Here is a 25082-nt window from a genome sequence, read left to right as displayed (position 1 = left end):
TAATCCTATTTTTATGGGGGCTCAGAAGATTTTTATCAATCTAATTTTAAGAATCTTTCAAAATATACGATGAGATTTTGATTGTTTAAAATGTATTGATTTCATTCATGTCGGTAAGGTTGCATAGGCGTCGCCAAGACCATGAAGGTCAACAAAACCTCCAATCCCTTGTTCCGGAGTTGTAAAGATAAAATAGGTTGCCATTTTTCCTTTTAAAAAGAGCTGCAATATGTCTTCTTTAAGAAAGGCTTCAGCAACACAATTATCACCAAGACAACGACGATATTCCATTCTGCCCATATTTTTATCGTCAATTTTAATTCCAACGCCAGGACGTAATTCAACGCGAATCGGAACAAAAACACGCATCAAGGCACCTTGCTTTTGAGGAAGTTTATAAAATGTAACGCGCAAGGTAATATCTTGACGCCCTTGTGTGTGAACGTTTTGTACAACTTCACACTGCATGTTAGGTGTACCTGGTGGTAGAGAACACACTTTTGTCCATGCACCATAGGTTTGCGGAGCAGGGACATCTTGTGCATAGGGTGTTTGTGCAAATGCATGACTGATAAAACTACTATAAAGCGTGTAAAGAACAGCACCAATAAAAAAAGTTTTTTTGAGTAATTTATAAAGTATCACAGAAAATCCTATCCGACTCAACACCCACAACCATGCATAGATTTACATAAAAAATGAATTCCCCATAAAAAACCATAACACAAAATCAGTATTTACCCAAATATATTAATTCATATGATATATTTTTATGATACATTTGTAATGTGGAGAGAACGTTGATTGAAAAAATGTATTTTTATTGCCAATATTTCCATTTACTTTTAGGGGATACGTGCGAAAGAGATATTTCATATTTTCTCAAAAATACGATTGGTCTTAATGGGTCATTTCCATACGCTAGATAATATTTGTCAGATAATATTGGATTTGTGAATGACAGAAATGGAAAAGGGCTTTGAGAGGAATGTCAGTTTCAGAAGAGTTATCGGTTGTGAATGGTAAATCAACGCCACCAAAATCCGGTATTGGTGATTACATCACATTATTAAAGCCACGTGTTATGTCTCTTGTGGTCTTTACGGCTCTGGTTGGTTTGCTTGTATCGCCTGTTCCTATCAATCCGTGGTATGGTTTTTTAGCAATTTTATGTATTGCTGCTGGTGGCGGTGGTGCGGGAGCACTAAACATGTGGTATGATGCTGACATTGATGCTGTGATGGAACGGACTAAAAAGCGTCCTATTCCCATGGGTAAAATCAGCTCCCAAAAGGCATTTATTTTTGGCATGGTTCTTTCTATGCTCTCGGTATTGGTTATGGGGAGCTTCATTAATTGGTTTGCGGCATTTTTTCTTGCGTTTACGATTTTCTTTTATGTCGTTATCTATACAATTTGGTTAAAGCGTATCACACCACAAAATATTGTTATTGGTGGTGCTTCTGGGGCTTTTCCACCAATGATTGGATGGGCCGTGACAACAGGGACAGTGAGTATTGATAGCTTTTTATTATTTTTAATCATTTTTATGTGGACCCCCCCTCACTTTTGGGCTCTTTCTTTATTTTCATCTCTTGATTATGAGGCTGCAGGTATCCCTATGATGCCTAATGTACGAGGTGAACATTCAACAAAAAAACAGATTTTATTTTATACTGTTTTGATGGCATTGTGTGCTGCTGCTCCTTGCTTTACTGGTCTTGGCGGAATTTTTTATGGTATTTTTTCAACAATTTTAAGCATTATCTTTATTTATTTTGCCTATCGTTTATGGAAAGCTGATACACATAATGAAACTATTTTGATGGCCAAAAAAACGTTTTTCTTTTCGTTACTTTATTTGGCAGCTATCTTTGGAATTCTTTTGATTGAATCTCTTGTTTGGTATTTTATCGCTCTTTAGTTGCGTAAAATGAAAGAGCAAATTTTAAAAGAGCTTTTCTTCAAGAAAATGCTGTAAGAAAACACGATAGAGTGTGTTCTTATGCAAAAGATGATATTGCACGTTTTTTTACATTGCTTATTCATGTATAATAATAGGTTGTTTGAATATATAGCTAAAACTATAGAGATTAAGGATGATTTATGTCTGGACTTCCCCCTTTAACGATACGTCTTTGTGGTCCACGTGGATTTTGTGCAGGGGTTGATCGCGCTATCCAGATTGTTCTGCTTGCATTAAAAAAATATGGTGTTCCAGTATATGTTCGTCATGAAATTGTACACAACCGCTACGTAGTTGAGGGATTACAGCAACGGGGTGCTGTTTTTGTCGAAGAACTTAATGAGATTCCAGAAGAACATCGCAATCAACCAGTTGTTTTTTCTGCTCATGGTGTACCAAAATCTGTTTCAGAAGAAGCACGATACTATAATTTGTTTTATCTCGACGCAACATGTCCGTTGGTCTCGAAAGTTCATAAACAAGCGATACGACATCAACGTCATGGTCGTCATGTTATATTGATTGGTCATGCTGGTCATCCTGAGGTGATAGGGACAATGGGACAGCTTGAAGAAGGGGTTGTGACGCTTATTGAAACGATAGAAGATGCTTTGCATTATCAACCCAATGATCCAGATAAATTAGGATTTGTTACACAAACAACGCTTTCTGTTGAAGATACTGCAGGAATTATCGATATATTACAACAACGTTTTCCTACATTAGCAGCACCAGCGGCTGAATCAATTTGCTATGCTACAACGAATCGACAAGATGCGGTTAAAGCAGCGGCAAAGGGGAGTGATTTGTTTTTGATTGTTGGAGCACCAAACTCTTCTAATTCACGACGTTTAGTAGAGGTTGCCGAAAAGTCTGGTGCGCGGCAAGCTATTTTAGTTCAGCGCGCTGATGAAATTAATTTTGAAAACCTAAAATCTCTTTCTATAGTCAGTCTTTCAGCAGGGGCTTCGGCTCCTGAAATTATTATTGATGAAATTATTTCAGCATTTCGTGAGCGTTATGATGTCACAATAGAATTGGCTGAAACAGTGGTAGAAACGGAAAAATTTTTAGTGAGTCGCAAATTACGCGACGTCATTTTAACGTCTCAAGATATGGCTTTCGTTAATGGTCAAGCAAATAATGCAAAAAATGAAAATCAGAATACAGACATGTCTACAACGAAAGCAGAATAATGGCCGTTTATACAGATATTCACCCAAATGATTTAAAAGTGTTTTTAACACGTTATGCAATAGGATCACTTTTGTCTTATCAAGGTATAGAAGAGGGGATTGAAAATTCTAATTTTATGTTAGAGACAACACAAGGGCGATTTATTTTAACACTTTATGAAAAGCGTATTTCAAAAGATGATTTACCTTTTTTTTGTCGCTTGATGCAGCATTTAGGACAGCGTGGAATTCCTTGTCCTCAACCTGTTATTCAAAATGATGGAATGATGATCTGTGAACTAGCAGGACGTCCTGCTGCTATTATTACTTTTCTGGAAGGAGAGTGGATCCGCCAGCCCAATATAGATCATTGTGGCGAAGTGGGGACGGGGTTAGCACAATTACATTTAGCAGGACAGGATTTTACACTCAGTCGTAAAAATACTCTTTCTGTTATGGATTGGAAGGTATTGTGGCAACGTTGTCAAACCAAAGAAGATGCATTGTTAAAAGAATTTGGACAAAAAATTGAGTTGGAATTGGCTTTTTTACAGGAAAATTGGCCATTTAATTTACCAATAGGCATTATTCATGCAGATTTATTTAATGATAACGTTTTTTTTGTGAATCATCGTCTTTCTGGGATGATAGATTTCTATTTTGCTTGTAATGACTTTTTTGCTTATGATTTAGCGATCTGTTTAAATGCTTGGTGCTTTGAGCCTGATCATTCCTATAATCTTACCAAAGCACGTAAGTTATTGGAAAATTATCAAAAAATAAGACCATTGATCCCTTTAGAATTTGACAAGATGGTCTTATTAGCTCGTGGTGCATCTCTACGTTTCTTACTCACACGTCTATATGATTGGTTTAATACACCGCCTAATAGCTTTGTTATTAAGAAAGATCCATGGGAGTATTGGCACAAGCTTTGTTTTTTCAGTAATGTAAATTCGCTAAGTGAATTAGGTTTTTAAATTTTATGGCAACTCAACAAAAAGTCGTTGAAATTTATACAGATGGTGCTTGCTCAGGGAATCCTGGAGTTGGAGGATGGGGAGCAATTTTACGCTGGAATGGTCATGAACGGGAGCTTTATGGCGGTAAGGTCCATACGACAAACAATCAAATGGAACTCATGGCGGCAATTTGTGCATTAAAGGCGCTTAAAGAGCCCTGTTTGGTCGATCTTTATACAGACTCAGTTTATGTACGTAACGGTATATCTAAGTGGATTGAAGATTGGAAAAAGAATAATTGGCGCACTGCATCAAAAAATCCTGTTAAAAATATGGAGCTATGGCAAGCTCTTGAGGATGCTAGTTCTTGTCATACAGTTAGATGGCACTGGGTAAAAGGGCATGCGGGACATCCAGAAAATGAACGCGCAGATGCCCTTGCTCGCAAAGCAATTACTCAATATCGTGAAAATGGACGTTTTCCAGCATAATTGCTTTTTGAGAGCTTTTTCTTTTATCACGGAGACGCAAGAGGGGTTGGCTGCTGCGTATGGAATATGAATGTTCCACTTAAGGCGTGATCTTTAAAAGCAACTGTATAAAAAATTTTTTGGTTTATTTCTTCTGGTGTGAAATAGAGTGGAGCATTGAAGAGTGTATATTCTGCGTTATCACTGACTTTTCTTGCTGCTCCAATTTGCATTTCTCCTCCATCTAAAAAGAGAGAGGAAGGAGTGGTTTTGTTGTTATTTTGTATTTTTATAAGAAGGGTACTATTATTTTTTTCAGCACTTATTTTTAGTGCATTCTGCGTCATGCGGGGCAAAGAATTTTGCGCCTTTTTTAAGAAGGAAGCAGGAAGCTGTTTATTTTTAAGAGCAGATGGCGAAAAATCAAAGTTAACAGTAAATGGAAGACAGATTTTATTACATAATCCAAGAGTGAAAGCACCACTTAAATTTTTGCTTGAACCAGAAAGATTGAAGGGCAATATTACTTTATCTTTATAACCTAATGACCAATCATTTTCTGTTTCAAAAAGCTGTGGAGTAGGATAAAAGATTTCATAAGAAATCTGTTGGTTGAAATTAAAAAATGGTGCCATGCCAGAATTACCTGGATTACGCCAGTAAGTTTTCCATCCTGGTTTAAGCTCAATTTCAATAATGCCTTCTCTTATTCCAGAAAGAGAAGGTTCAGTGATCGCTAATCGGATACGACCACCATCTGATTCATACCAAGATGTTGCGAAAAGCTGGAGTTTTTGTTCTGTTTGAGCATTTACAGGAATGTTAAGTAATTCTAAAACTATGAATGTTAAGCTTAAAGTAACTAAAAGCTTTTTATAAAAGAAAGTTGCGATATTTTGTAAATTTGTAAATATATAACTTTTTTTCATTGGAGTTTTATTTTCCTAGTGTGCTAAATGAACAAATTTTTATCATGTCAATTATGGAGAATAACAGATTAATGAAGCGGTGTAATGGCTTTTTAGGTGGACAATTACTCATAGCAATGCCTGGGATGAATGACAAACGCTTTATTCGTTCTGTTATTTATATTTGTGCGCATTCTGATGCCGGTGCGATGGGCATCATTCTCAATCAATTGCATCACATTGATTTTCCAGAGCTTTTGCTTCACTTAGGAATCATAGACAGTGGCCAAAAAAAAAGTCTTTCTGAACCAATAAAACAGTTTCCAGTTCGCTATGGTGGTCCTGTTGATCCTTCGCGTGGTTTTGTCCTTCATTCAGATGATTATGCTTGTGAAGAAACTGTTTTTATTGCAGATAAGATCTGTTTTACTGCGACAATTGATATATTAAAAGCGATCAGTTGCGAACAAGGTCCGCAACATGCACTGGTCGCATTAGGCTATGCTGGATGGAAAGCGGGGCAACTTGAGGCAGAAATTTCTACAAATGGTTGGCTAATCAGTTCTACATCACCTAGTTTTCTTTTTGAAAGCGATTTAAGCTGCAAGTATGATAAAAGTTTAACACGCATGGGTATCGATCCAACTTATCTTGCTTCTGAAATGGGACACGCGTAGAGTTTTTTCTAAGCTTTTTAACTTTACACGTTATTTTATCCCTTATGTTTTTATTTTATAAGGGAAATGGCTCTGAACGAGCGTAATTAATTCTTCTATGGCAATCGGTTTCGTCACAAGTGTACTTTGAACATATTTACAGCCTTCTTGACGGAGGAAGATTGCTTCTTTTTCGTTTTCAACACCTTCTGCGATAATTTGCAAATTAAGATCTGTTGCCATATTAATGATAGACTTTAGAACAATTTTCTTCTTAAGAGAGTCGATTGAGATAAGTGAACGATCAAGTTTAACCATATCAAATGGATAACGTACGAGATAGGTCAGAGACGAATAACCTGTTCCAAAATTATCGAGTGCGAGATTCATTCCAAGTGTTTTAATTTGTTCAAGAAAGTGCGCTGATTGTTCAGGATTATTTCTTAAGACAAATTCAGATATTTCAATCATCAGACGCCCTTTGTGGAGCGGATGGCGAAGCAAAGCGGCACGCAATTGACTGATAAAACGAGGATGAATCATTTCTGCGCTTGGTAAATTAATTGAAATAAAGAAAGATTGTTGGGAAAACTTTTCTTGTACATTTATAAGATCAATAATGGCATTATCGATGATAAATTGTGACAAATCCATAACAATTAGTTCATTTTCTACGATTTTTATGAAATCAGAGACATTTAAATTTCCATAAGTGGGATGATGCCATTCTACAATTGTTTCAAAACCAATAATATGTCCGTCTGATAAATTAAGAATAGGATGGTAGAGGATTTTCATCTCATTACGTTTTATGGCATAACGAGCATCTTTCTCCAGAGTATTATGTTCGAGACCCAAAGTGCGAAAATTAGGACGAAAAGGTTCAATATGGTTCCCACCCATTTGTTTTGCGCGAATCATCGCTAACTCACTATCATTAAAAATATCTTTAGCCGTTGATCGGCTTTCACTCCATGTAACCAATCCGATAGAGGTTGAAAGGATTATTTTATTTTCTGAAAGTGAAATAGGTGCTGAAATTGTTTTGTGCAAATGATCTGCAAATGCTGCAATTTTTTGTGGTTCGGTTTCACTGAGTAAAATAATTGCAAAGCGGTCTGCTGAAAGACGCGATAAGGTGTCTTGAAAGTTAATGAGACGATTTAAACGACGTGCGATTATAAGCAGTACAGTATCCCCAACTGCTATGCCTAATTTGCGATTAATTTGGCGAAAATTGTCAAAATCAATCATAAAGACAGTTGGTCTAATTTTGATATTTGCTTTCGCTAAAGAGGTATAATTTTGTAGTCTATCAAAGAAAATTTGTTGGTTAGGAAGTCCAGTTAAGCTGTCGTGGATTGCATCATGCAATAAGCGTTCTTCGGATTTTTTATGGTTAGTAATATTGACAATGGTTCCAATGACACGTGTGATTTTTCCATCTTTTTGCATAGCCGGACGTGCACGAAGAGAAAACCAATGATAATAACCACCACCGGAAGAAAGCCGAAAAATTTGATCAATGCGCCCTTTTTTATTTTTAAGAATGATATCCAATACGGCTTGAAAGCGTTCACGATCATCATGGTGCAAGGCTGAAATCCAGTTGCGCATAGGTCCATTGAGGTTATGAATTTCAGTACCAAAAAGGGTTGCCATGTTTGGATGTACAACAATACGATCACGCTCAATATTCCAATCCCAAATAATATTTCCAGCTCCCTTTGCTGCGAGTACTTGTTGTTCAAGGTCGGAAAATATTCCTTCATGGAAAGCGTCATTAGAAAAAGTTTGTTGCAGGACAGTAAAGCTTATGAGAAGAACAATGAGCACTAATCCTCCCGCTAATGCTGGCTGGATAATATCATTGTTTAAATGTCCAGCTATGCAGGCATAGGCTCCAGCACACCAAAAGCTAATGAGCAACCATGTTGGAATAAGCATAATGGCGCGGTCATAGCTTCTGATTGAGAAATAGATGATTAATATTATACCAAGCACAGCGGTAAGGCCAAAAGACAAACGCGCAATTCCAGCTGCTCTGATGGGATCATAAATAGCAAAGGCTCCTAGACTGCTAAAGGCAATGGTCCAAGCGATAGCACCGTAACTAAAATGATAATGCCAGCGGTTAAGGCTGAGATAAGTAAAAAGAAAAATGAAGAGTGTAGCAGTAAGTGCTACTTCTGTACCAGCACGCCAGATTGGTTGGGTTGTGAGTGTAACTGAAAAGAATTTATTTAAAAAGTTGAAGTCAATACCAATATAAAAAAGCACAGCCCAAGCAACAGCTGCTGTTGCAGGAAACAGCCCTGTTCCACGGACGACGAAGAGAACAGTTAACAAAAGCGCTAAGAGACCGGATATACCAAGAAGAATACCATGATAAAGCGTATAAGAATTAATTGCATCTTTATAAGCTTCAGGTTGCCATAAATAGATTTGCGGTAGATTTGCAGAGTTAAGTTCGGCCACAAATGTAATAACAGCACCAGGGTTAAGGGTAATACGAAAGATATCAGAGTTTGCACTAAGTTGACGATCGAGGGAAAAACCTTCGCTTGGCGTTATGGATTGAATCCTTGATGATCCAAGGTCTGGCCAAAAAAATCCAGAACGTGCCATGCGGTAATGGGGGGCAACGATGAGACGATCAACTTGTTCATCTGTTGGATTTGCAAGAGAAAAAACTGCCCAATTTCCGGAAAATTTTTCATTTTTTGCCTGCACTTCAATACGCCATACAATACCATCTGGTCCTGGTGCTGTACTTGTTTGAAAAATAGAGTTGTTTGTATGGTGAATTTCAATTGCTTTTGAGAGATCAAGAGCAGCATCTTGAGAAGAAATTTTAACTGGTTCAATTGCTTGTGCTGATGTAAGATGGACAAAAGAACTAACGACTACAATGAAAATGATGTCAATTATTTTACGCAAACTCTTCACAATGTCCCACTCTCAATATTTTAGGATGTTTAATTTTCATTTCGACTTTTGAGAAAAAACGTCCACCTTTTATAATTTATTTACATAATAAATTGTTATCACTTTTTCTTAAGTTATGTGATTTTATATACAAATAAACCACACCCCCATTTGCTTCAATGGAACCTGAAGCGAATGAAGTTTTATATTTTAAAAGGGCAAAGTTAAACCATGAATTTCCAGATTTCACGGATATACCTTCACTTACTAGAATCTTTATCACATGAAGTATGAATTGGGTAGTTTTGTACGCCTATTTGCCCAATATTTCCAAAACTTATTTAATGAGGAGAGCTTTTGTGGTAAATTTTATGATAAAATATGTGATGTTATTGTGATGCTGCTTTGAAAAGAAGTTTTTACTTTAGCTTGTATGAAAGAGTTGACGTTAAATCATCAAAATTTATGAGGGGTCCTACAGGTCCGACAGCAGTTAGTGTTGGAGTGGAGTTTGTAAAAAGACGATGTGCTAAATCAGTTAATCTTTTAGGAGTGATGAGATTGAGGCGTTCAATTGTTTCCGATATTGGAATTGGTCGACCATAAAGGAGTATTTGGCGAGCAATGAGATGTGCTTGACTAGAGGGATTTTCCTGTGACATTGTCAGATTTGCACGATATTGCGTTTGTGCTCGTTGCAGTTCGTTGGCGTGAATATTTTTGCTGACCTTGGAAAGTTCATCAAGAATCACAGGAATAAGTTCTTTGAGCCCTTCTTGTCCGGTAGCTGCGTGAACACCAAAAAGCCCAGTATCTGAAAATCCCCAATGAAAAGCATAAATAGAATAGCATAATCCACGTTTCTCTCTTACCTCTTGAAAAAGACGTGAAGACATACCACCGCCAAGAATGATAGAAAGAATTTGGGCTGCATAAAAATCACGCGCGTGATAAGCACGTCCTTCAAACCCTAGAACAACTTGTGTATCCATTAAATCGCGATATTCACGAAAGTCGCCACCGACATAATTTGCAAGATTAGTAAGAGGTGCGGTTGAATGGGAGCGAAAAGTACCAAGACGACTTTCAACTTCTCGCAAGAAACTTTCGTGCTTTACAGCTCCTGCAGCAACGACAATCATACGATCTGCACTATATTGTTTATTGATGAAATCATGGAGATCAGTAGATGTAAATGATTGAATAGTTTTAGCTGTTCCTAAAATAGAGCGTCCAAGGGATTGATGACGAAAGGCTGTTTCTGTAAAGTGATCAAAAACAATATCATCAGGAGTGTCATGGGCAGCACCAATTTCCTGAAAGATTACTTGTTTTTCTCGTTCTAGTTCATCGTCGTCAAATTTTGAATGCATTAAAATATCGGCTAAAATATCTATAGCAAGTGGGATATCGCTTTTAAGAACACGTGCAAAGTAAGCTGTTGTTTCAATACTGGTTGTAGCATTGATTTCACCGCCAACATCTTCAATATCGGTTGCAATTTGAAAAGCAGTACGGTTTTCGGTTCCTTTAAAAGCCATATGCTCAAGAAGATGAGCAATACCATGCTGTGTGGAGGTTTCATTGCGTGAGCCCACTTTAACCCATATTCCGAGGGCAACACTATCAATTTGTTGCATTGTATGTGTGGCGATAGTCAAACCATTACTAAGGCGACATATATCTACATCCATGTATTTACAACTCCATTAAATAAGCTAAATACCTCACTGTAAGGGTATCAGAATATTCTTGATTTAAATTAATGCAGCTAACTTTAATAAGATGCACGCGATTTTAAAGAAATATAATCTTTTACTATTTTTTCATCATTAGCAAGATTTATAAAATGTTCTTCGTGTTTCATTACATCATTGAGATGAGATGGCCATGGAGCATGAAGGCCACAAGCGCTTTTAATAGTATCAGGAAATTTAGCTGGATGAGCCGTGGCAAGAACGATCATTGGAATATGCGGTTTTTTGTTTTCACGCGCTACTTGAAGAGCGACCGCTGTATGTGGATCAACAAGATAGCCACTTTCCTTATAGACACTATCAATTGTTTGAGCTGTTGCAGCCATGTTGCTTTTTCCAGCGGAAAATAGGGAACGAATATTTTTGAGTTGCTTTTCATCAAGAGTAAAGAGACCCGTTTTTTTCAAGTTTTCCATTGCATTGCGAATCCACATTGGATCACGATTGCCACTTTCAAAGAGCAAACGTTCAAAATTAGAAGAGACCTGAATATCCATAGAAGGTGATGTTGTATGGACTATTGGTTGTGTTTTGTAAGTACCACTGGTCAATGTACGTACAAGGATGTCGTTATCATTCGTTGCGATGACCAGTTGAGCAATGGGTAATCCCATACGGGCTGCGACATAACCTGCAAAAATATCACCAAAATTTCCAGTAGGAACAGTAAATGAAACAGCTCTATCAGGTGCTCCTAAAGAAAGTGCAGATGAAAAATAGTAAACAATTTGCGCCATAATACGCGCCCAATTTATAGAATTAACACCTGAAAGTGCTCTTTTTTTACGAAAATTGTGGTCATTAAACATTGCTTTGACAAGAGCTTGGCAATCATCAAAATTTCCTTCAATGGCAATGGCATGAACATTGGAACAATGATTGGTTGTCATTTGCCGTTGTTGAACAGGCGATACACGTCCTTTAGGAAATAAAATAAAAATATCTGAGTGTTCTTTTCCAGCAAAAGCCTGTATTGCAGCTCCTCCTGTATCACCTGATGTTGCAGCAATAATCGTTGCACATCTATTTTTTTCAGTCAAAACATAATCCATCAGTCGAGAAAGAAACTGCATTGCTACATCTTTAAAAGCTAAAGTAGGACCATGAAAGAGTTCAAGGATAAATTCATCTTCTCCAGTTTGTCGTAACGGACAGATTGCTGGATGGTGAAAGGTTGCATAAGATTCAGCGATCATATTTTCAAAAGCTGTATATTCGATTTCGTTATTCACAAAGGGCCACAGAATAGTTTTAGCAATTGTTGTATAGGACTGACCACGAAGTGCTCGTAACGCATCAAATGATAGCTGAGGAAATTTATCTGGCAAATAAAGTCCCCCATCACTTGCCAACCCTGTCATGATTGTTTCCGTAAAGCTTAAAGCAGGAGCTTCACCTCTCGTGCTGATATATTCCATAAGTCTTATCCTTTTTTTTATTTCTGGCAAATTGGTGAAGTTATTTATTTCACGTTTTTCATAATATTTAAATTATTAAATGGATAGAGCTTCTTTTCTTCTTTTTAACTCAATAATGAAAGGAAATAGCCTTAAGCATTTTTATTTTTGAGATATAAACGCCAAATGTTCACAGAAAATCTGTTACAGTCAAAATTTTTTTCTCTATTATTCATTCACTTAAATTTTACAACGTATCTTCACTTGTACACCTTCTTAAATAATAAAATTAAATAGATAGAATGGTATTTATTGAAGAACTTTTGTATAAAACTCAATCATTCATAGTTATTTTATGCTCTTAATACTTTGTAACAATTAAATCTGCTAAACTGAATGTTAAAATGATACATCTCAGAACTCACATTGGAAGATTTATAAGGTAATTTTATGGCATTTCGTGCGCAAATCTATACTTTGAATAATCTTTTTTAGCTTAATTTATCACTTTGTATAATAATAGATATTATATTTGTGCTATACAGTATGGTAACCTAAAGTTTATCCATAGAAAACATACAACAGCCTGCTAAATGATGGGAAGCAGGCTGTAAAGTATTTTCATTTTAAATAGAAAAAAATAACTAAGTATCTTTGAATTATTTGCCTTTAATTTTTCCTATTGCCCATCCGATTATCCCGCTAAATATGGCCATAACAGATCCAGTCAAGAATCCAAAACCCAAAGCTCCTACTGTAGAAAAAACTCCTAGCGTAATTGGTTCAAACACTTTCTCAAATTTTCCTTCAAAGGCAGATTCACTTTTTGCTTTATGAGTGAAACTTGGGACATAAAGAGCAGCTATATCGATAGCTTTTTTCTTTCCTTGTTCTATTAAAGAGACAGTTTCCCATTGAGTATCATTTTTCAAATGATTGGCATGAACATTTATAACTTGTGAAAGCAGAAAAGCAACTGCTATAAAAATATTTAATACGTAAGTTTTCAATACTTTAATCATAGTTTACCACCAATACTTTTATTTTAATCTGAATTGAATAGATGCATCAGCAGAATTAGTGCACATTGAGAGAAACAGAAGCATTTAAAGCTTTTTTCACTCTTAGTGTGATAATTCATTAGTTTTTGTCATCAACAATGGATAAACACGGAATATGTTCATAGTTTATATTTCATATGAGAAGGTCTTATTCTGATGAAATTTCAATTTTAACGAGATTTAAAATACAATATTATTTTACTTATTATCCATCCTAAAAACATGCCTATCGTACTTGATGCATATCCAAGTGCCATCCCCATACCAAAAGCCCCGAGTGTAAGAGGTTCAACAACCTTTTCAAATTTTCCTTCAATAGTAGCTTCATTACCCACTCCACGATTTAGACTAGGTCTATAGAGAGAAACGGTATGGACTGCATCCTTTCTTTTCTGTTCTATTGCAGAAACAAAAATATTCTCACGATGAGTACTATTTTGTAAAGAGTTTGCATGCACATTTACAACCTGAGAAAGAGAAAAGGCAGACATAATGAAAATACTTAATATATGATTTTTAAATAATTTAATCATAATTTACCTCAAATATTTATACTATTCGATATATATGCGTAAATTTATACTTAATTTATAATTTGGATATTTGGATGTAATCTACAACATTTATATTTTGTAGCATAATGAGCTTCATTATGTAATTATTTACAATGAATTATAGCCACATAATAAAGCTATTATTATAGAGTTCTAGACGAGGTTGAATTATTTGAACATCAATACTATGTCCTTTATCCAACTTATTATCGATCCTATAAAGCTCATTGCATATCCAGTAAACAATAGCCCCATTCCTATAGTCATAGGCTCAACGACCTTTTCAAATTTTCCTTCACCTATTGTTCCATGTTCTGTTTGATAATTTACAGACGGAGCATAGAAAGCAGTCGTAGAAACTACATCGGATTTCGCATATTTTACTTGTTCCATTGGGAAAACAGAAAGTTCCTCTTTTGGAGTATCGTTTTTCAAATAGTTTGCATTAACATTTACAGTTTGTGAAATAAAAAAAGTGCTCGCTATAAAAATGCTTAAAATATAATTTTTAAATATTTTTACCATAACTTTACCTCAAATATTTTTAAGTTATATATGTAAGAAATATACATAATGTTTATGTATATCACACTATATACAAGCCATATAGTTCAATATGTATTTTTAGTCAATAATAAAAATACATATAAAAATATAACTATAATTTTTATAAACGTTATTGTAAAAAAGTAACAGTAATAATTACAAATTATATTTTTTAAAAACTTTATACAATATTTTATTATGTGTTATATATAAAATAACATATGGTTGTCGTATAATTTTTATAAATGATATTAATATATTTTTTTAAATACATTTATAGATAATAAAATTGATCAAAATTTTTACATATTAAATATATAAAAATTTATTTATTATTGATAATATAATAGAAAACATGAAAATTATGATGTGGTTATAAAAATATTATTAACAATTAAAATATGAATGGACACGCTAAAATTTTATTATTTATAGTATTTATTATAGATAGTCATTATTATAGAATGTATGTTCTATATATATTATTCAATGGTTATTTAATTGCATCGTTATAGCAGAATAATACTGCTTAATTTACTATTAAATATATACATTTATCTTATAGATAATAATATGTTATAGATACTAAAAAATGTACAATTTTCTCATAGTGTAAAGTAGAGCTCGAATTGGATAGAGATAAATGATATTATCTTTTTATCGCCAATGTGAACAGCATATTACTATGATGCAAGGCAGTGTATAGAAGAATATAATTTAGACATATTTATGAGTGCCGAAAGATCAGCATTAGATAATATTTTCAACACTTTCTTCTTTACCAAACTGAAAAGCCGCTTTTATTTTTAGAAAGTGGATTACTTTTGAAAAGATCTGATTTCATTGCTTATTTAAAAAGGCTATTAAGTGCTTTCGGAAAATTTTAAGCAACTATTGGTATCTCTGTCGCTTGTTTAACATGATTATATGTTTCATATTTATGTGCTTTTTTAAAGAAACCGTTCTCAAGGTACTCAAGCCTATTTTGCAATGATAGATATGATGATAAAGCCCCCATAATATAAAATTCTTAGGGCATCAGAATTTTTGACGTTTATAAAGAAGAAAGATGGCATTGCCATACACTTTTCTCGCTCCTAATGTTGCTACAATTTTCGCCTTTTGAGATGATTCATTAAAAGGCATTTTTATTTCTTTATTTATTTAATTCAGCATATCCAGGTTTGAAATGAGAGAATCTTACAATATTCGGTTTTTTTGCTTAATTTGAATAATGATAAATTATGATTATAAATCAATATATTGTCTGTAAATTACTTGGTATGAAATGTTTTTTATAAAATGCACATCTTCATAAGAGTGTATTCTTTTTGTTTTTTGTAATCTTAGGGAGGTTGTACCAATTGATGCTGTTAAAATACTATTTAAGCAGCAAAGTAAATAAGCCTTCAACAAGTTTATGAGATTTGGATTGAGTAAATATAAGCCTTTGTAACTCAACAAGGACGCATTTGTCATTTTCAATAAAGTCTTGTGTTCCATAGATTCCGCGAATTTTAATATTTTTTCCATGATCAATATGCACATCCCTTACAATTTTACCATAGTGTGTATTTTTTTGATCAGATGAAAGAGGTTAGCAATTTTCACATCTTATCGAGCAAGGCATCGTAATATTTCTTTTTTGACAAATATAATAATTTATCAGGATGAGCTACTGTGGTTGGGAGTGGGATATTGGATTTGAGATAGATAAGCAGGGTTTAATTTTTATGAGTTTGCACCTCTGTTTTTTGCTTTTTTTTAAGTACGTGCAATGGTTAACAGACTTATGATCTCAATGAGGTGCTATATTTTTCCTTCACATTGAGATGCAATTCACCCGTGTCGTGAATTGCGCATTTATTGAAGTTATTATAAAAGGAGCAGCGAGAAGAGCAGGACATTTGAATAAAAATGCTTCTTACAAGAGTTTACAAATTGATATATTCAAGAGATTTTTTATAATAGATCTCGCCATACTGCCATTGCTTCTAAGACTTCTCCTAAATGAACATGTTTTGCAATAACTGTTTCTGCACCAGCTTCTGCAAGTGCATTAGAGTGGCCAAGATAGCTATGTGATCCTCCCGTAAAGCCGATGACACGCATGCCTGCTGCTATGGCTGCGTGTACACCATGAAGTGAATCTTCTATAACGATAGTGTTTTGGGGCTCTGCCTGTAATTGTTGTGCGGCAAAAAGGAAAACATCAGGGGCCGGTTTCGTTCTTTTTGTTCCAACTTCAGGTGCTGAAAATATTTTACCTTCAAAAAGGTCATAGAGATCAACCGTGGTGAGCATCTCTTTTATATCTACGCTTTTTGCATTAGAGCAGATACAGTAGGGATAGCGTGTTTGGATAATTTCTACAGCTTCTCTTACATCATCAATAGCCCGTAATTTAGTTTTTATTTGTGTACGAAAAATATTAGTCATTTGATCTATGAGATGAGCAGAAATAGGTTTTTCTGTTTCCTGTTCAACGTGTTTAAGAATATCGCGAAAGATAAGCCCTGCAAAACGCTCACTCAATTCTTCGGGTGATATTTCATATCCTGTTTGTTTGAGCAATTGAGATCCAATTTTTGCTGCAAGATATTCAGAGTCGACGAGAACTCCGTCACAATCAAAAATAATAAGATCTATCTGAGGCATAAGATATTCCTTTACATGTTACGAGATGGACAACTTTCATGAAAATGATATTGAGAAGATCTTATTTCATAAAAATACGCTTTGAAAATGATTCTTAATTCTTTTACGAAATAAAAGATATGGGAACAGTACATTGAAAAAAAGAAAATTAAGGTTTCATTCATATGAAAGTTTTTTTTTACTAAAAAAACAAAAACAATTATCAATTTTGTAGAACTTTAACGATACGTTTACGCTATTTTGTAAATATAGATTGGTAATGCGGGCCTATAAACTATTTTGGTTGATTATAGGGCAAATTCAGTTAATTTTGTTGGGTTTTTCATGACAGTTATTCAGCTTCAAAAAGATTTTCTTCGTACTCCCTCACAAATGCCATGGCGCAATAAAATTTTTAAAGGAGATTGTGTTTCCGTTTTAGAAAAACTTCCAAAACATTCTGTTGATATGATTTTTGCGGATCCACCCTATAATTTGCAATTGGATGGAGCTTTATACCGTCCAGATCATTCGCTTGTTGATGCGGTTGATGATGCATGGGATCAGTTTGAGAGTTTTGCTGCTTATGATGCTTTTACTCGTGCATGGTTGCTTGCTTGTCGTCGTGTATTAAAACCCAACGGAACACTTTGGGTTATCGGATCTTACCATAATATTTTTCGGGTTGGGACGGCATTACAAGATTTAGGTTTTTGGATGCTTAATGATATTATTTGGCGCAAGAATAATCCGATGCCTAATTTTCGAGGGCGCCGTTTTCAAAATGCTCATGAGACGCTTATTTGGGCCGTGCGAGATCAAAAAGATAAAAAGTACACATTTAATTATGATGCCTTAAAAGCGGCAAATGAAGATCTACAAATGCGTTCAGATTGGCTTTTCCCTCTCTGCACTGGAGCTGAACGTTTAAAGGATGATTCGGGGCGTAAATTACATCCAACACAAAAACCGCAAGCGTTATTAGCGCGTATTATTATGGCTTCTAGTAAACCTGGTGATGTTATTCTCGATCCATTTTTTGGTTCGGGAACAACAGGTGCTGTTGCCAAGCTTTTAGGGCGTGATTTTGTTGGGATTGAACGCGAGCAAGATTACATCGATGCAGCATGTGAGAGAATTGCGGCGGTTCAACCTTTAGCGCAACCAGAACTAGCGATTTTGGATAGAAAAAAAGCAGAACCGCGCGTAGCATTCAACAGTTTGCTTGAAGCAGGTTTACTCTATCCTGGAGAAGTTCTGTATGATCGTAAGAAGCAAGTATCTGCTATTGTAAGAGCTGATGGTACGATTATGCATGGTGGTGAAGCGGGCTCAATTCACGCAATGGGAAGAAAGGCTCAAGATTCGCAGAGTTGTAATGGTTGGACCTTTTGGTATTATGAGGAAAATGGACGGTTGAAGTCCATAGATCATTTAAGAATGATCATACGTTCACAAATGTTAAAAACGGGTGTTTTATGAATTAAGCTGATCGCTTCATTCTATTGACCACCAATGTACCTGATCTTGATTGAGATGGACGTGAGGGTGTTTTAGCCTTTCTTAGATGTTTTTTATTGACACACTAATCTCGCTTGTAAGCGACAAGCGAGTATTTTTATGCTTCTTTTAGAAGAAATTAAAATGAGAAATTTTCACTCTATGTTCTCGTTTTAGTTCCAAAACAGTAAAGTTTCAATATAAGCTTATAAAAATGAAATATCAGAATTAAAAGGTTCATTCAGAAGTTAAAAATTAAGTGCTTTTTTGAATACGTACATCTGTAAAGTGCATATAATATATTGATTATAAAGATAATTTAGCGCAACTCATATTGAAATGCCCTCGGAATATCGTCAAGTTTTCTTATTTCAAATTTGTTCCATATTGAATCGATGAAAATTACTTTCTTGCATGTCATAAACGGGGTTGGCGTGTGAATAAAAATTGTTAACGAAAGAACTAAAAGTACCTCTTATAATCCGTTTCACGTACCAAGGGATGTTGAGGGGGCTGGTAAATATAACGATGGTGCTAACTTGCTCCGTCATAAGCGAAAAAAGGATAGATCCTGAAATTTAAATCTAAAGCTTCTAAGCGTTTCTATCCCTCCTTAATTTTTGTCTGTAGAAAAAATTGGTTATTTCATTTTTTAAAATTTTTCTTTTACAGATTAGTAAATGATCGCTAGAGATACAAAAGTCTCCATTAGAAAACATTTTTATGAGTAGGGAAGGTTATTTAAATCTAAAAGAATTGGGAAGTGCTACGGAAATGGCTTTTTTCATAACAGTAGGTAATGCTTCTTCGGCAAGATGTTGAATGTTACACCACCAACCATTTTCACAATTCATTTCATGAACATCTTCGGTATAGTAAACATCAAGTTTTAGAGAAAAGTGAGTAAAAACATGCGTAATTTGTCCTTTGAATTGCCAATTGGCAGTAAAGGGTGCGTTTTGTAGCCCATTTTCGTTGTTTATGCCAATATTGTTAGGAATTTGGGTCATTCCACCAAGGAGCTTTTGCGTCTGTCGTTTTTCCAAATAAATTTGTTTCTTTTTATTAAGGACCACAAAAGCAATACCTGTTTTTGAAGGGCGTTCTTTTTTAGGGGCTTTAACTGGAAAAGACTCCGGTTGTTGCATCTTTTCTGCTTTGCATAAACATTGAAGAGGGCAGGTATAACAAGATGGTTTGCGTGGAGTACAAATTGTTGCTCCCAAATCCATCATTGCTTGAGCAAAGTCACCAGGACGATTTAAAGCAGTAATTTTTTGTGTTTTTTCTTTAATTTCAACTTTTGCTTTTTGCAGTATTGAAGTGATAGCAAAAAGTCGCGCTACCACACGTTCGACATTACCATCAACCACTGCTACAGGGTGGTTAAAAGCAATCGCAGCAATGGCTGCGGCAGTATAATCTCCAATACCGGCTAGAGTTCGCAATTCTTTTACAGATTGTGGAAATTGTCCCGCGTAGTTTTCAACAAGCTGTCGCGCACATTTTTTAAGATTACGTGCGCGTGAATAATAACCAAGTCCAGCCCATGCTTTCATGATATCATCTTGGGAGGCTTTTGCTAAAGAGGAAAGATCAGGCCATAGTTTTAGAAACTTTTTAAAATAAGGCTTAACTGTTTCAACGGTTGTTTGTTGAAGCATGATTTCAGAAAGCCAAACTTGATAAGGATCAGGACGGATACCTTGTTTTTGCTTTTCGGGGGTAATCCGCCATGGAAGATGTCTGTGATTTTGATCGTACCAAGCAAGGAGGTGCGAAGAAATTTCATACATGATTGCTTTCAAGCATAGGGAGATATAAAATGCAAAAGAAAAAATTATTTATTTTATAATTCATGTTTTTTGCTCTTTTATTGTCAAGGCTCTGATGAGAAAAGGCTTTTTATTTTGTTGATATTTCATAAATTGAGGAGGCAACAATTTTTAGATGAAACAAATGATTTTAATTTAGTAAGCGGTTGAACAATGATCTAAAAATGAGAAAACAACTTAAAAAACGTATCTTTTATTCTCTTTCTGAGGCGGTATACAAAATACTTGATCCAGTTTTACGCAAACGGACAGGGCTTAATGTAGCGCTTATAGAACATTGGCCACAGATTGCGGGCTATGATATCAGTGAACATACAATGCCGCTTAAAATTATTTGGAAACGTCGTGCAGATCAAGATGAAGTTTTTCAGCCAGCAACACTTGTTGTCGCATGTGAAGGATTTGCTGCGTTAAAATTGATGCATGAAACAGAGGAATTACTTCATAGAATTAACGGATTTTTTGGCTATATTGCTATTGATCGCATCAAGATTGAGCAAAGGAGTATGTCGGTTTTTATGAATCACTTGCCTCTAAAACCGCCTTTGAGTGAACAAGACAAAAAATGCGTGGAAAAAATGCTTGAAGGAGTTGAAGATAAAAGTTTGCACCAAGCACTTTATCAACTTGGCTGTTGCATTTTTTTGGAAAAAAATAATAAATAGAAAGATATTTTATATATTTTTCTTTAATATATGAGAAAGCATTGGATTCCTATTCGTTAATAACAACAGAAAAGTATTATTTATGGTAAAATATCGTTCTTTTTTATCTTTCGGGATAATTTTTCTCTTCATAACGATTGTACAAAACAGTGTAACAGTTGCTTTAGCGCGTGATCCCAAATCAGTGGCAACTGTTGATATGGCAGAGCTTCTCCAGTCGGGTAAAGTAAAGGATCGCTTTGAGGGAGAGGCGGATGCACCAGTCGTCATTGTTGAGTATGCTTCGTTGACATGTACCCATTGTGCGCATTTTTATAATGATATACTTCCCCAAATTCGTAAAAAATATATCAAAACAGGAAAAGTAAAACTTATTTTCCGAGAATATGCTTTTGATCCTCGGGCAACAGCAGGTTTTATGTTGGCACGGTGTGCACCGGAAGATCGCTATTTTCCTTTGATAGAAGTTTTATTTCAAAAACAAAATGAATGGGCTTTCGGAAAAAATGCTCTAACACCATTGAAGAAAATTGGCTTAATGGCTGGTTTTACAGATGAAAGTTTTACTGCGTGTTTGAAAAATCAGTCCATTTTAGATGAAGTAAATGCATCTTTTGAACGCGGTAAAGAGCTTGGTGTCACAGCAACACCTACTTTCTTTATTAATGGTAGTAAATATGAAGGTGCCATGAAAGTAGAAGAATTTTTTTCGGTGATTGATAGTTTTCTAAAAAACTGAATCTTAATCTTCCAGAAGATGGATAGTGATACTTTTGGTCATTATCTCTTTTGGAAGGATTAATATTATGCATTTATGAAGCGATATCGTTGAGCCAATTTTGAATCAAATCATTGCTTTTAAGTGAGCCTGGGTTGAATGATGTTTTGAAGCTGATATGGGAGGATTTGTACAGTGAAAAAATGGGTTTATAGTTTTGGAGATGGAAAGGCAGAAGGAAGTGCAAGTGAGCGTAACCTTCTCGGAGGTAAAGGGGCTAATTTGGCAGAAATGAGTAATCTTGGTTTGCCCGTACCACCCGGATTTACGCTGACAACAGAAGTTTGTAATTTTTATTATGCCCATGACAAATCATATCCAGAAGAGCTACAGGAATCTGTTAAGCAAGCACTAAGATACGTTGCTGAACAAACAGGACGTGAATTTGGGAATGAACAAAGACCACTTTTGCTGTCTGTTCGTTCAGGGGCTAGGGCTTCTATGCCAGGGATGATGGATACAGTGCTGAACCTTGGCATGAATGATAAAACTGTAAAAGCAATTGCTTTACAAGCCAATAATGAACGTTTTGCTTATGATAGTTATCGGCGTTTTATCCAAATGTATTCTAACGTTGTTTTGGGGCTAGACCATTCGTATTTTGAAGAGATTCTTGATGAAGTAAAAGCATGCAATGGTTACACTATTGATACAGAAATGACAGCAGATGATTGGAAGAATGTTATTATTTCTTATAAAGCCTATGTTGAAGAAAAATTAGGAACCCCTTTTCCACAAGATCCTGAACAACAGTTATGGGGGGCGATTGGAGCCGTTTTTTCAAGTTGGATGACAGCACGTGCAGTTACTTATCGCCGTTTACATAGCATTCCTGAAAGTTGGGGAACGGCAGTTAATGTGCAAGCTATGGTTTTTGGTAACATGGGAGAAGATTCGGCAACGGGCGTTGCTTTTACACGCAATCCATCGACAGGGAAAAAAGAACTTTATGGTGAGTTTTTAGTTAATGCGCAAGGGGAAGATGTTGTGGCGGGCATTCGAACGCCTCAAAATATTACAGAAAATGCGCGTATTGTTGCTGGTTCAAATAGACCGTCGTTAGAAAAAATTATGCCTGAGGCTTTTTTGAAATTATGTCAGATTGCGCAGAATCTTGAGCAGCATTATCGGGATATGCAAGATCTCGAATTTACCATTGAAAAAGGTAAATTATGGATGCTTCAGACTCGTTCAGGAAAACGCACGGCTCGTGCGGCTCTCAAGATGGCAATTGAAATGGTTGAGGAGGGGTTAATAAACCGTGAAGAGGCTGTGATGCGTATTGATGCAAAGTCGCTTGACCAACTTTTGCATCCAACACTTGATCCCAAAGCAGAACGTTTTGTTATAGGACGTGGTTTACCTGCTTCTCCTGGAGCCGCAACTGGTGAAATTGTTTTTACTTCAGAAGAGGCAGAAACTGTGTCGGCGGAAGGTCGCAAAGTTATTTTGGTCCGGGTAGAAACAAGCCCAGAAGATATTCATGGTATGCATGCTGCAGAAGGAATTTTAACAACGCGTGGCGGTATGACAAGTCACGCTGCTGTTGTTGCGCGGGGGATGGGAAAACCATGTATTTCTGGTGCTGGCAGTGTGCGGATTGATTATAACACAAATACATTGTTTGCCTCAGGAGAAAGCCTAAAAAAAGGTGATGTTATCACAATTGATGGTGGAAGTGGAGAAATTTTCAAAGGGAAAGTTGCAATGTTGCAGCCTCAGCTTTGCGGAGACTTTGCAAAATTAATGGAATGGGCTGATGGGATGCGACGTATAAGAGTTCGCGCTAATGCTGATACACCATCTGATGCCCGTATGGGGCGATCTTTTGGGGCTGAAGGTATAGGTCTTTGCCGTACGGAGCATATGTTTTTTTCTGATGAACGTATCGTTGCTATGCGTGAAATGATTTTAAGTCATGATGAAAGTGGTCGTCGTAAAGCACTAGATAAGCTGTTGCCAATGCAGCGTTCAGATTTTAGTGAATTATTTGAAATTATGTGTGGTTTACCTGTTACTATCCGCTTGCTAGATCCACCATTACATGAATTTTTGCCTAAAACAAAAGCAGAAATTCTTGATGTTGCAACAGCTATGGGTGTTTCTGCTGAAGTGCTTGCTGAACGCACTCAGCAGTTGCACGAATTTAATCCTATGCTTGGATTACGAGGATGCCGTTTAGCTATTACTTATCCTGAAATTGCAGAAATGCAAGCGCGGGCGATTTTTGAAGCAGCAGCAGAAGCTGCCCAAAAATCTGGATCTCCTGTTATGCTTGAAATTATGGTGCCACTGGTTGCACTAAAATCTGAACTCGATTTTGTGAAAGCGCGTATTGATCAGGTTGCTGAGGAAGTGATGAAAGAAAAGGGAAGCACTATTCAATATATGGTTGGGACGATGATTGAACTTCCAAGAGCGGCGCTTCGAGCAGATGAAATTGCTGAAACTGCTGAATTTTTTTCATTTGGAACAAACGATTTGACACAAACTACTTTTGGGATTTCCCGTGATGATGCAGCTCCTTTTTTGGCAACCTATTTTCAAAAAGGTCTTTTAGAGCAAGATCCTTTTGTGTCTATTGACCGTGATGGAGTAGGGGAACTTATTACCATTGCTGCACAGCGTGGACGCTCAAAGCGTGCAAAAATAAAATTGGGAATTTGCGGTGAACATGGAGGCGATCCTGCCTCTATTGCTTTATGCGAAGAAAATAACCTAGATTATGTTTCGTGTTCTCCTTTTCGAGTGCCAATTGCTCGTTTAGCAGCAGCTCAGGCCGCAATAGCAAAAAGGATGTAATGGGTTAATATTTTTTGTTGTATCGTTATTACTGAAATAAATTTTTATATATTCTTTTATTTTCTTTAATAAAGGGAATAAAAATGCTTCTAAAATGCACGATAAGTTGTGTTACGCGAGAAAGTGTTTTTTTAGAGGTTTATGAGAGAAAATATAAAGCACAGGATAGACAAAGATGTATTATTAATGCACTTTTTATTGGCGAACCTCTTGATAGAGAGAAACGTGTTATTGTGCAGTCAATTTACGCGTTTGCTTTTTTATAGGGGAATGAGCTCCTCACGCAAAATAGAATGCTGCAAACAAATGCATTTTTTTTGCACATAATGCTGTTTGAGATAGACATTTCTCAATGGATGCCCCATTTTACATTGATATTCGTGGAATGGGGATTATGTAAAACTCCCCGTAAGTTTATAAAAATCTTCCCAAAATTTATAAACTCCATTATGCACTCCCATCTTTACATTTATAAAGGAATATCA

Annotated in this window: 19 protein-coding genes; 9 read left to right on the top strand and 10 right to left on the bottom strand. The window is 35.8% G+C overall.

Translation table 11 applies throughout. From position 1 onward, the window contains the following. Nucleotides 1–105: 105 nt before the first annotated feature. Nucleotides 106–645, bottom strand: a complete 540-nt coding sequence (locus ACFILT_RS07825; RefSeq protein WP_375611128.1) for an invasion associated locus B family protein — start codon at nucleotides 643–645, stop codon at nucleotides 106–108. Nucleotides 646–988: 343 nt separating this feature from the next. On the opposite strand from ACFILT_RS07825, the gene cyoE reads away from it, so the two are divergent. The 4 genes from cyoE to rnhA all read left to right on the top strand — a co-directional run bounded on the left by cyoE (nucleotide 989) and on the right by rnhA (nucleotide 4594). Beyond that, on the top strand, nucleotides 989–1924 hold the full coding sequence (gene cyoE / locus ACFILT_RS07820; RefSeq protein WP_375613023.1) for a heme o synthase: 936 nt from the start codon (nucleotides 989–991) through the stop codon (nucleotides 1922–1924). A 182-nt stretch (nucleotides 1925–2106) separates the two neighbouring features. Then, on the top strand, nucleotides 2107–3162 hold the full coding sequence (ispH, locus tag ACFILT_RS07815) for a 4-hydroxy-3-methylbut-2-enyl diphosphate reductase (protein WP_375678969.1): 1056 nt from the start codon (nucleotides 2107–2109) through the stop codon (nucleotides 3160–3162). Beyond that, nucleotides 3162–4121 carry a homoserine kinase gene (locus ACFILT_RS07810; protein ID WP_375678970.1) on the top strand — a complete coding sequence of 320 codons (960 nt, stop codon included), beginning with the start codon at nucleotides 3162–3164 and terminating at the stop codon, nucleotides 4119–4121. Before ispH ends, ACFILT_RS07810 begins: the two co-directional genes overlap by 1 nt. A gap of 5 nt (nucleotides 4122–4126) precedes the next feature. Next, nucleotides 4127–4594: a ribonuclease HI gene (gene rnhA, locus ACFILT_RS07805; protein ID WP_375611132.1), complete on the top strand. Its 468-nt coding sequence runs from the start codon at nucleotides 4127–4129 to the stop codon at nucleotides 4592–4594. Nucleotides 4595–4620: 26 nt separating this feature from the next. On the opposite strand, the gene ACFILT_RS07800 is transcribed toward rnhA, so the two are convergent. Continuing rightward, nucleotides 4621–5502, bottom strand: a complete 882-nt coding sequence (locus ACFILT_RS07800) for a protein-disulfide reductase DsbD domain-containing protein (RefSeq protein WP_375678971.1) — start codon at nucleotides 5500–5502, stop codon at nucleotides 4621–4623. Nucleotides 5503–5573: 71 nt separating this feature from the next. Here ACFILT_RS07800 and ACFILT_RS07795 point away from each other — a divergent pair, with 71 nt between their 5' ends. After that, nucleotides 5574–6158, top strand: a complete 585-nt coding sequence (locus ACFILT_RS07795) for a YqgE/AlgH family protein (RefSeq protein ID WP_375613019.1) — start codon at nucleotides 5574–5576, stop codon at nucleotides 6156–6158. A gap of 42 nt (nucleotides 6159–6200) precedes the next feature. Here ACFILT_RS07795 and ACFILT_RS07790 read toward each other — a convergent pair whose 3' ends face one another. The 7 genes from ACFILT_RS07790 to ACFILT_RS07760 all read right to left on the bottom strand — a co-directional run bounded on the left by ACFILT_RS07790 (nucleotide 6201) and on the right by ACFILT_RS07760 (nucleotide 17038). After that, nucleotides 6201–9086 (bottom strand): EAL domain-containing protein, encoded by a 2886-nt coding sequence (locus tag ACFILT_RS07790; protein ID WP_375678972.1) that lies wholly within the window; start codon nucleotides 9084–9086, stop codon nucleotides 6201–6203. Nucleotides 9087–9484: 398 nt separating this feature from the next. Beyond that, the gene (locus tag ACFILT_RS07785; RefSeq protein WP_375611135.1) at nucleotides 9485–10759 is read right to left on the bottom strand and encodes a M16 family metallopeptidase; all 1275 of its coding nucleotides are present in this window, start codon (nucleotides 10757–10759) and stop codon (nucleotides 9485–9487) included. A gap of 83 nt (nucleotides 10760–10842) precedes the next feature. Then, nucleotides 10843–12240, bottom strand: a complete 1398-nt coding sequence (gene thrC, locus ACFILT_RS07780; protein WP_375678973.1) for a threonine synthase — start codon at nucleotides 12238–12240, stop codon at nucleotides 10843–10845. Nucleotides 12241–12878: 638 nt separating this feature from the next. Continuing rightward, nucleotides 12879–13241 carry a hypothetical protein gene (locus ACFILT_RS07775; protein WP_375613017.1) on the bottom strand — a complete coding sequence of 121 codons (363 nt, stop codon included), beginning with the start codon at nucleotides 13239–13241 and terminating at the stop codon, nucleotides 12879–12881. A 209-nt stretch (nucleotides 13242–13450) separates the two neighbouring features. Beyond that, complete coding sequence (locus ACFILT_RS07770; RefSeq protein ID WP_375613016.1) at nucleotides 13451–13813, bottom strand: hypothetical protein; 363 nt, start codon at nucleotides 13811–13813, stop codon at nucleotides 13451–13453. Nucleotides 13814–14002: 189 nt separating this feature from the next. Beyond that, entirely contained in the window at nucleotides 14003–14359 is a 357-nt protein-coding gene (locus ACFILT_RS07765; protein ID WP_375678974.1) for a hypothetical protein, read from the bottom strand. Nucleotides 14360–16342: 1983 nt separating this feature from the next. Further along, the gene (locus ACFILT_RS07760) at nucleotides 16343–17038 is read right to left on the bottom strand and encodes an HAD family hydrolase (protein WP_375679847.1); all 696 of its coding nucleotides are present in this window, start codon (nucleotides 17036–17038) and stop codon (nucleotides 16343–16345) included. A 372-nt stretch (nucleotides 17039–17410) separates the two neighbouring features. On the opposite strand from ACFILT_RS07760, the gene ACFILT_RS07755 reads away from it, so the two are divergent. After that, complete coding sequence (locus ACFILT_RS07755; protein WP_375613050.1) at nucleotides 17411–18499, top strand: site-specific DNA-methyltransferase; 1089 nt, start codon at nucleotides 17411–17413, stop codon at nucleotides 18497–18499. 755 nt (nucleotides 18500–19254) lie between these two features. Here ACFILT_RS07755 and mutY read toward each other — a convergent pair. Continuing rightward, nucleotides 19255–20313, bottom strand: a complete 1059-nt coding sequence (gene mutY / locus ACFILT_RS07750; protein WP_375620664.1) for an A/G-specific adenine glycosylase — start codon at nucleotides 20311–20313, stop codon at nucleotides 19255–19257. A 203-nt stretch (nucleotides 20314–20516) separates the two neighbouring features. On the opposite strand from mutY, the gene ACFILT_RS07745 reads away from it, so the two are divergent. The 3 genes from ACFILT_RS07745 (at nucleotide 20517) to ppdK (ending at nucleotide 24597) form a co-directional block, all read left to right on the top strand. Continuing rightward, complete coding sequence (locus ACFILT_RS07745; protein ID WP_375678977.1) at nucleotides 20517–21017, top strand: DUF721 domain-containing protein; 501 nt, start codon at nucleotides 20517–20519, stop codon at nucleotides 21015–21017. Between the two features lie 82 nt (nucleotides 21018–21099). After that, nucleotides 21100–21756: a DsbA family protein gene (locus ACFILT_RS07740; RefSeq protein WP_375611143.1), complete on the top strand. Its 657-nt coding sequence runs from the start codon at nucleotides 21100–21102 to the stop codon at nucleotides 21754–21756. Between the two features lie 174 nt (nucleotides 21757–21930). Then, nucleotides 21931–24597 (top strand): pyruvate, phosphate dikinase, encoded by a 2667-nt coding sequence (ppdK, locus tag ACFILT_RS07735; RefSeq protein WP_375611144.1) that lies wholly within the window; start codon nucleotides 21931–21933, stop codon nucleotides 24595–24597. Nucleotides 24598–25082 lie beyond the last annotated feature (485 nt).

Origin of the sequence: Bartonella sp. AP7XZML (genome assembly GCF_042195745.1) — a bacterium.
Classification (GTDB): Bacteria; Pseudomonadota; Alphaproteobacteria; order Rhizobiales; family Rhizobiaceae; genus Bartonella.
This window is presented reverse-complemented; position numbering and strand designations above follow the sequence as displayed.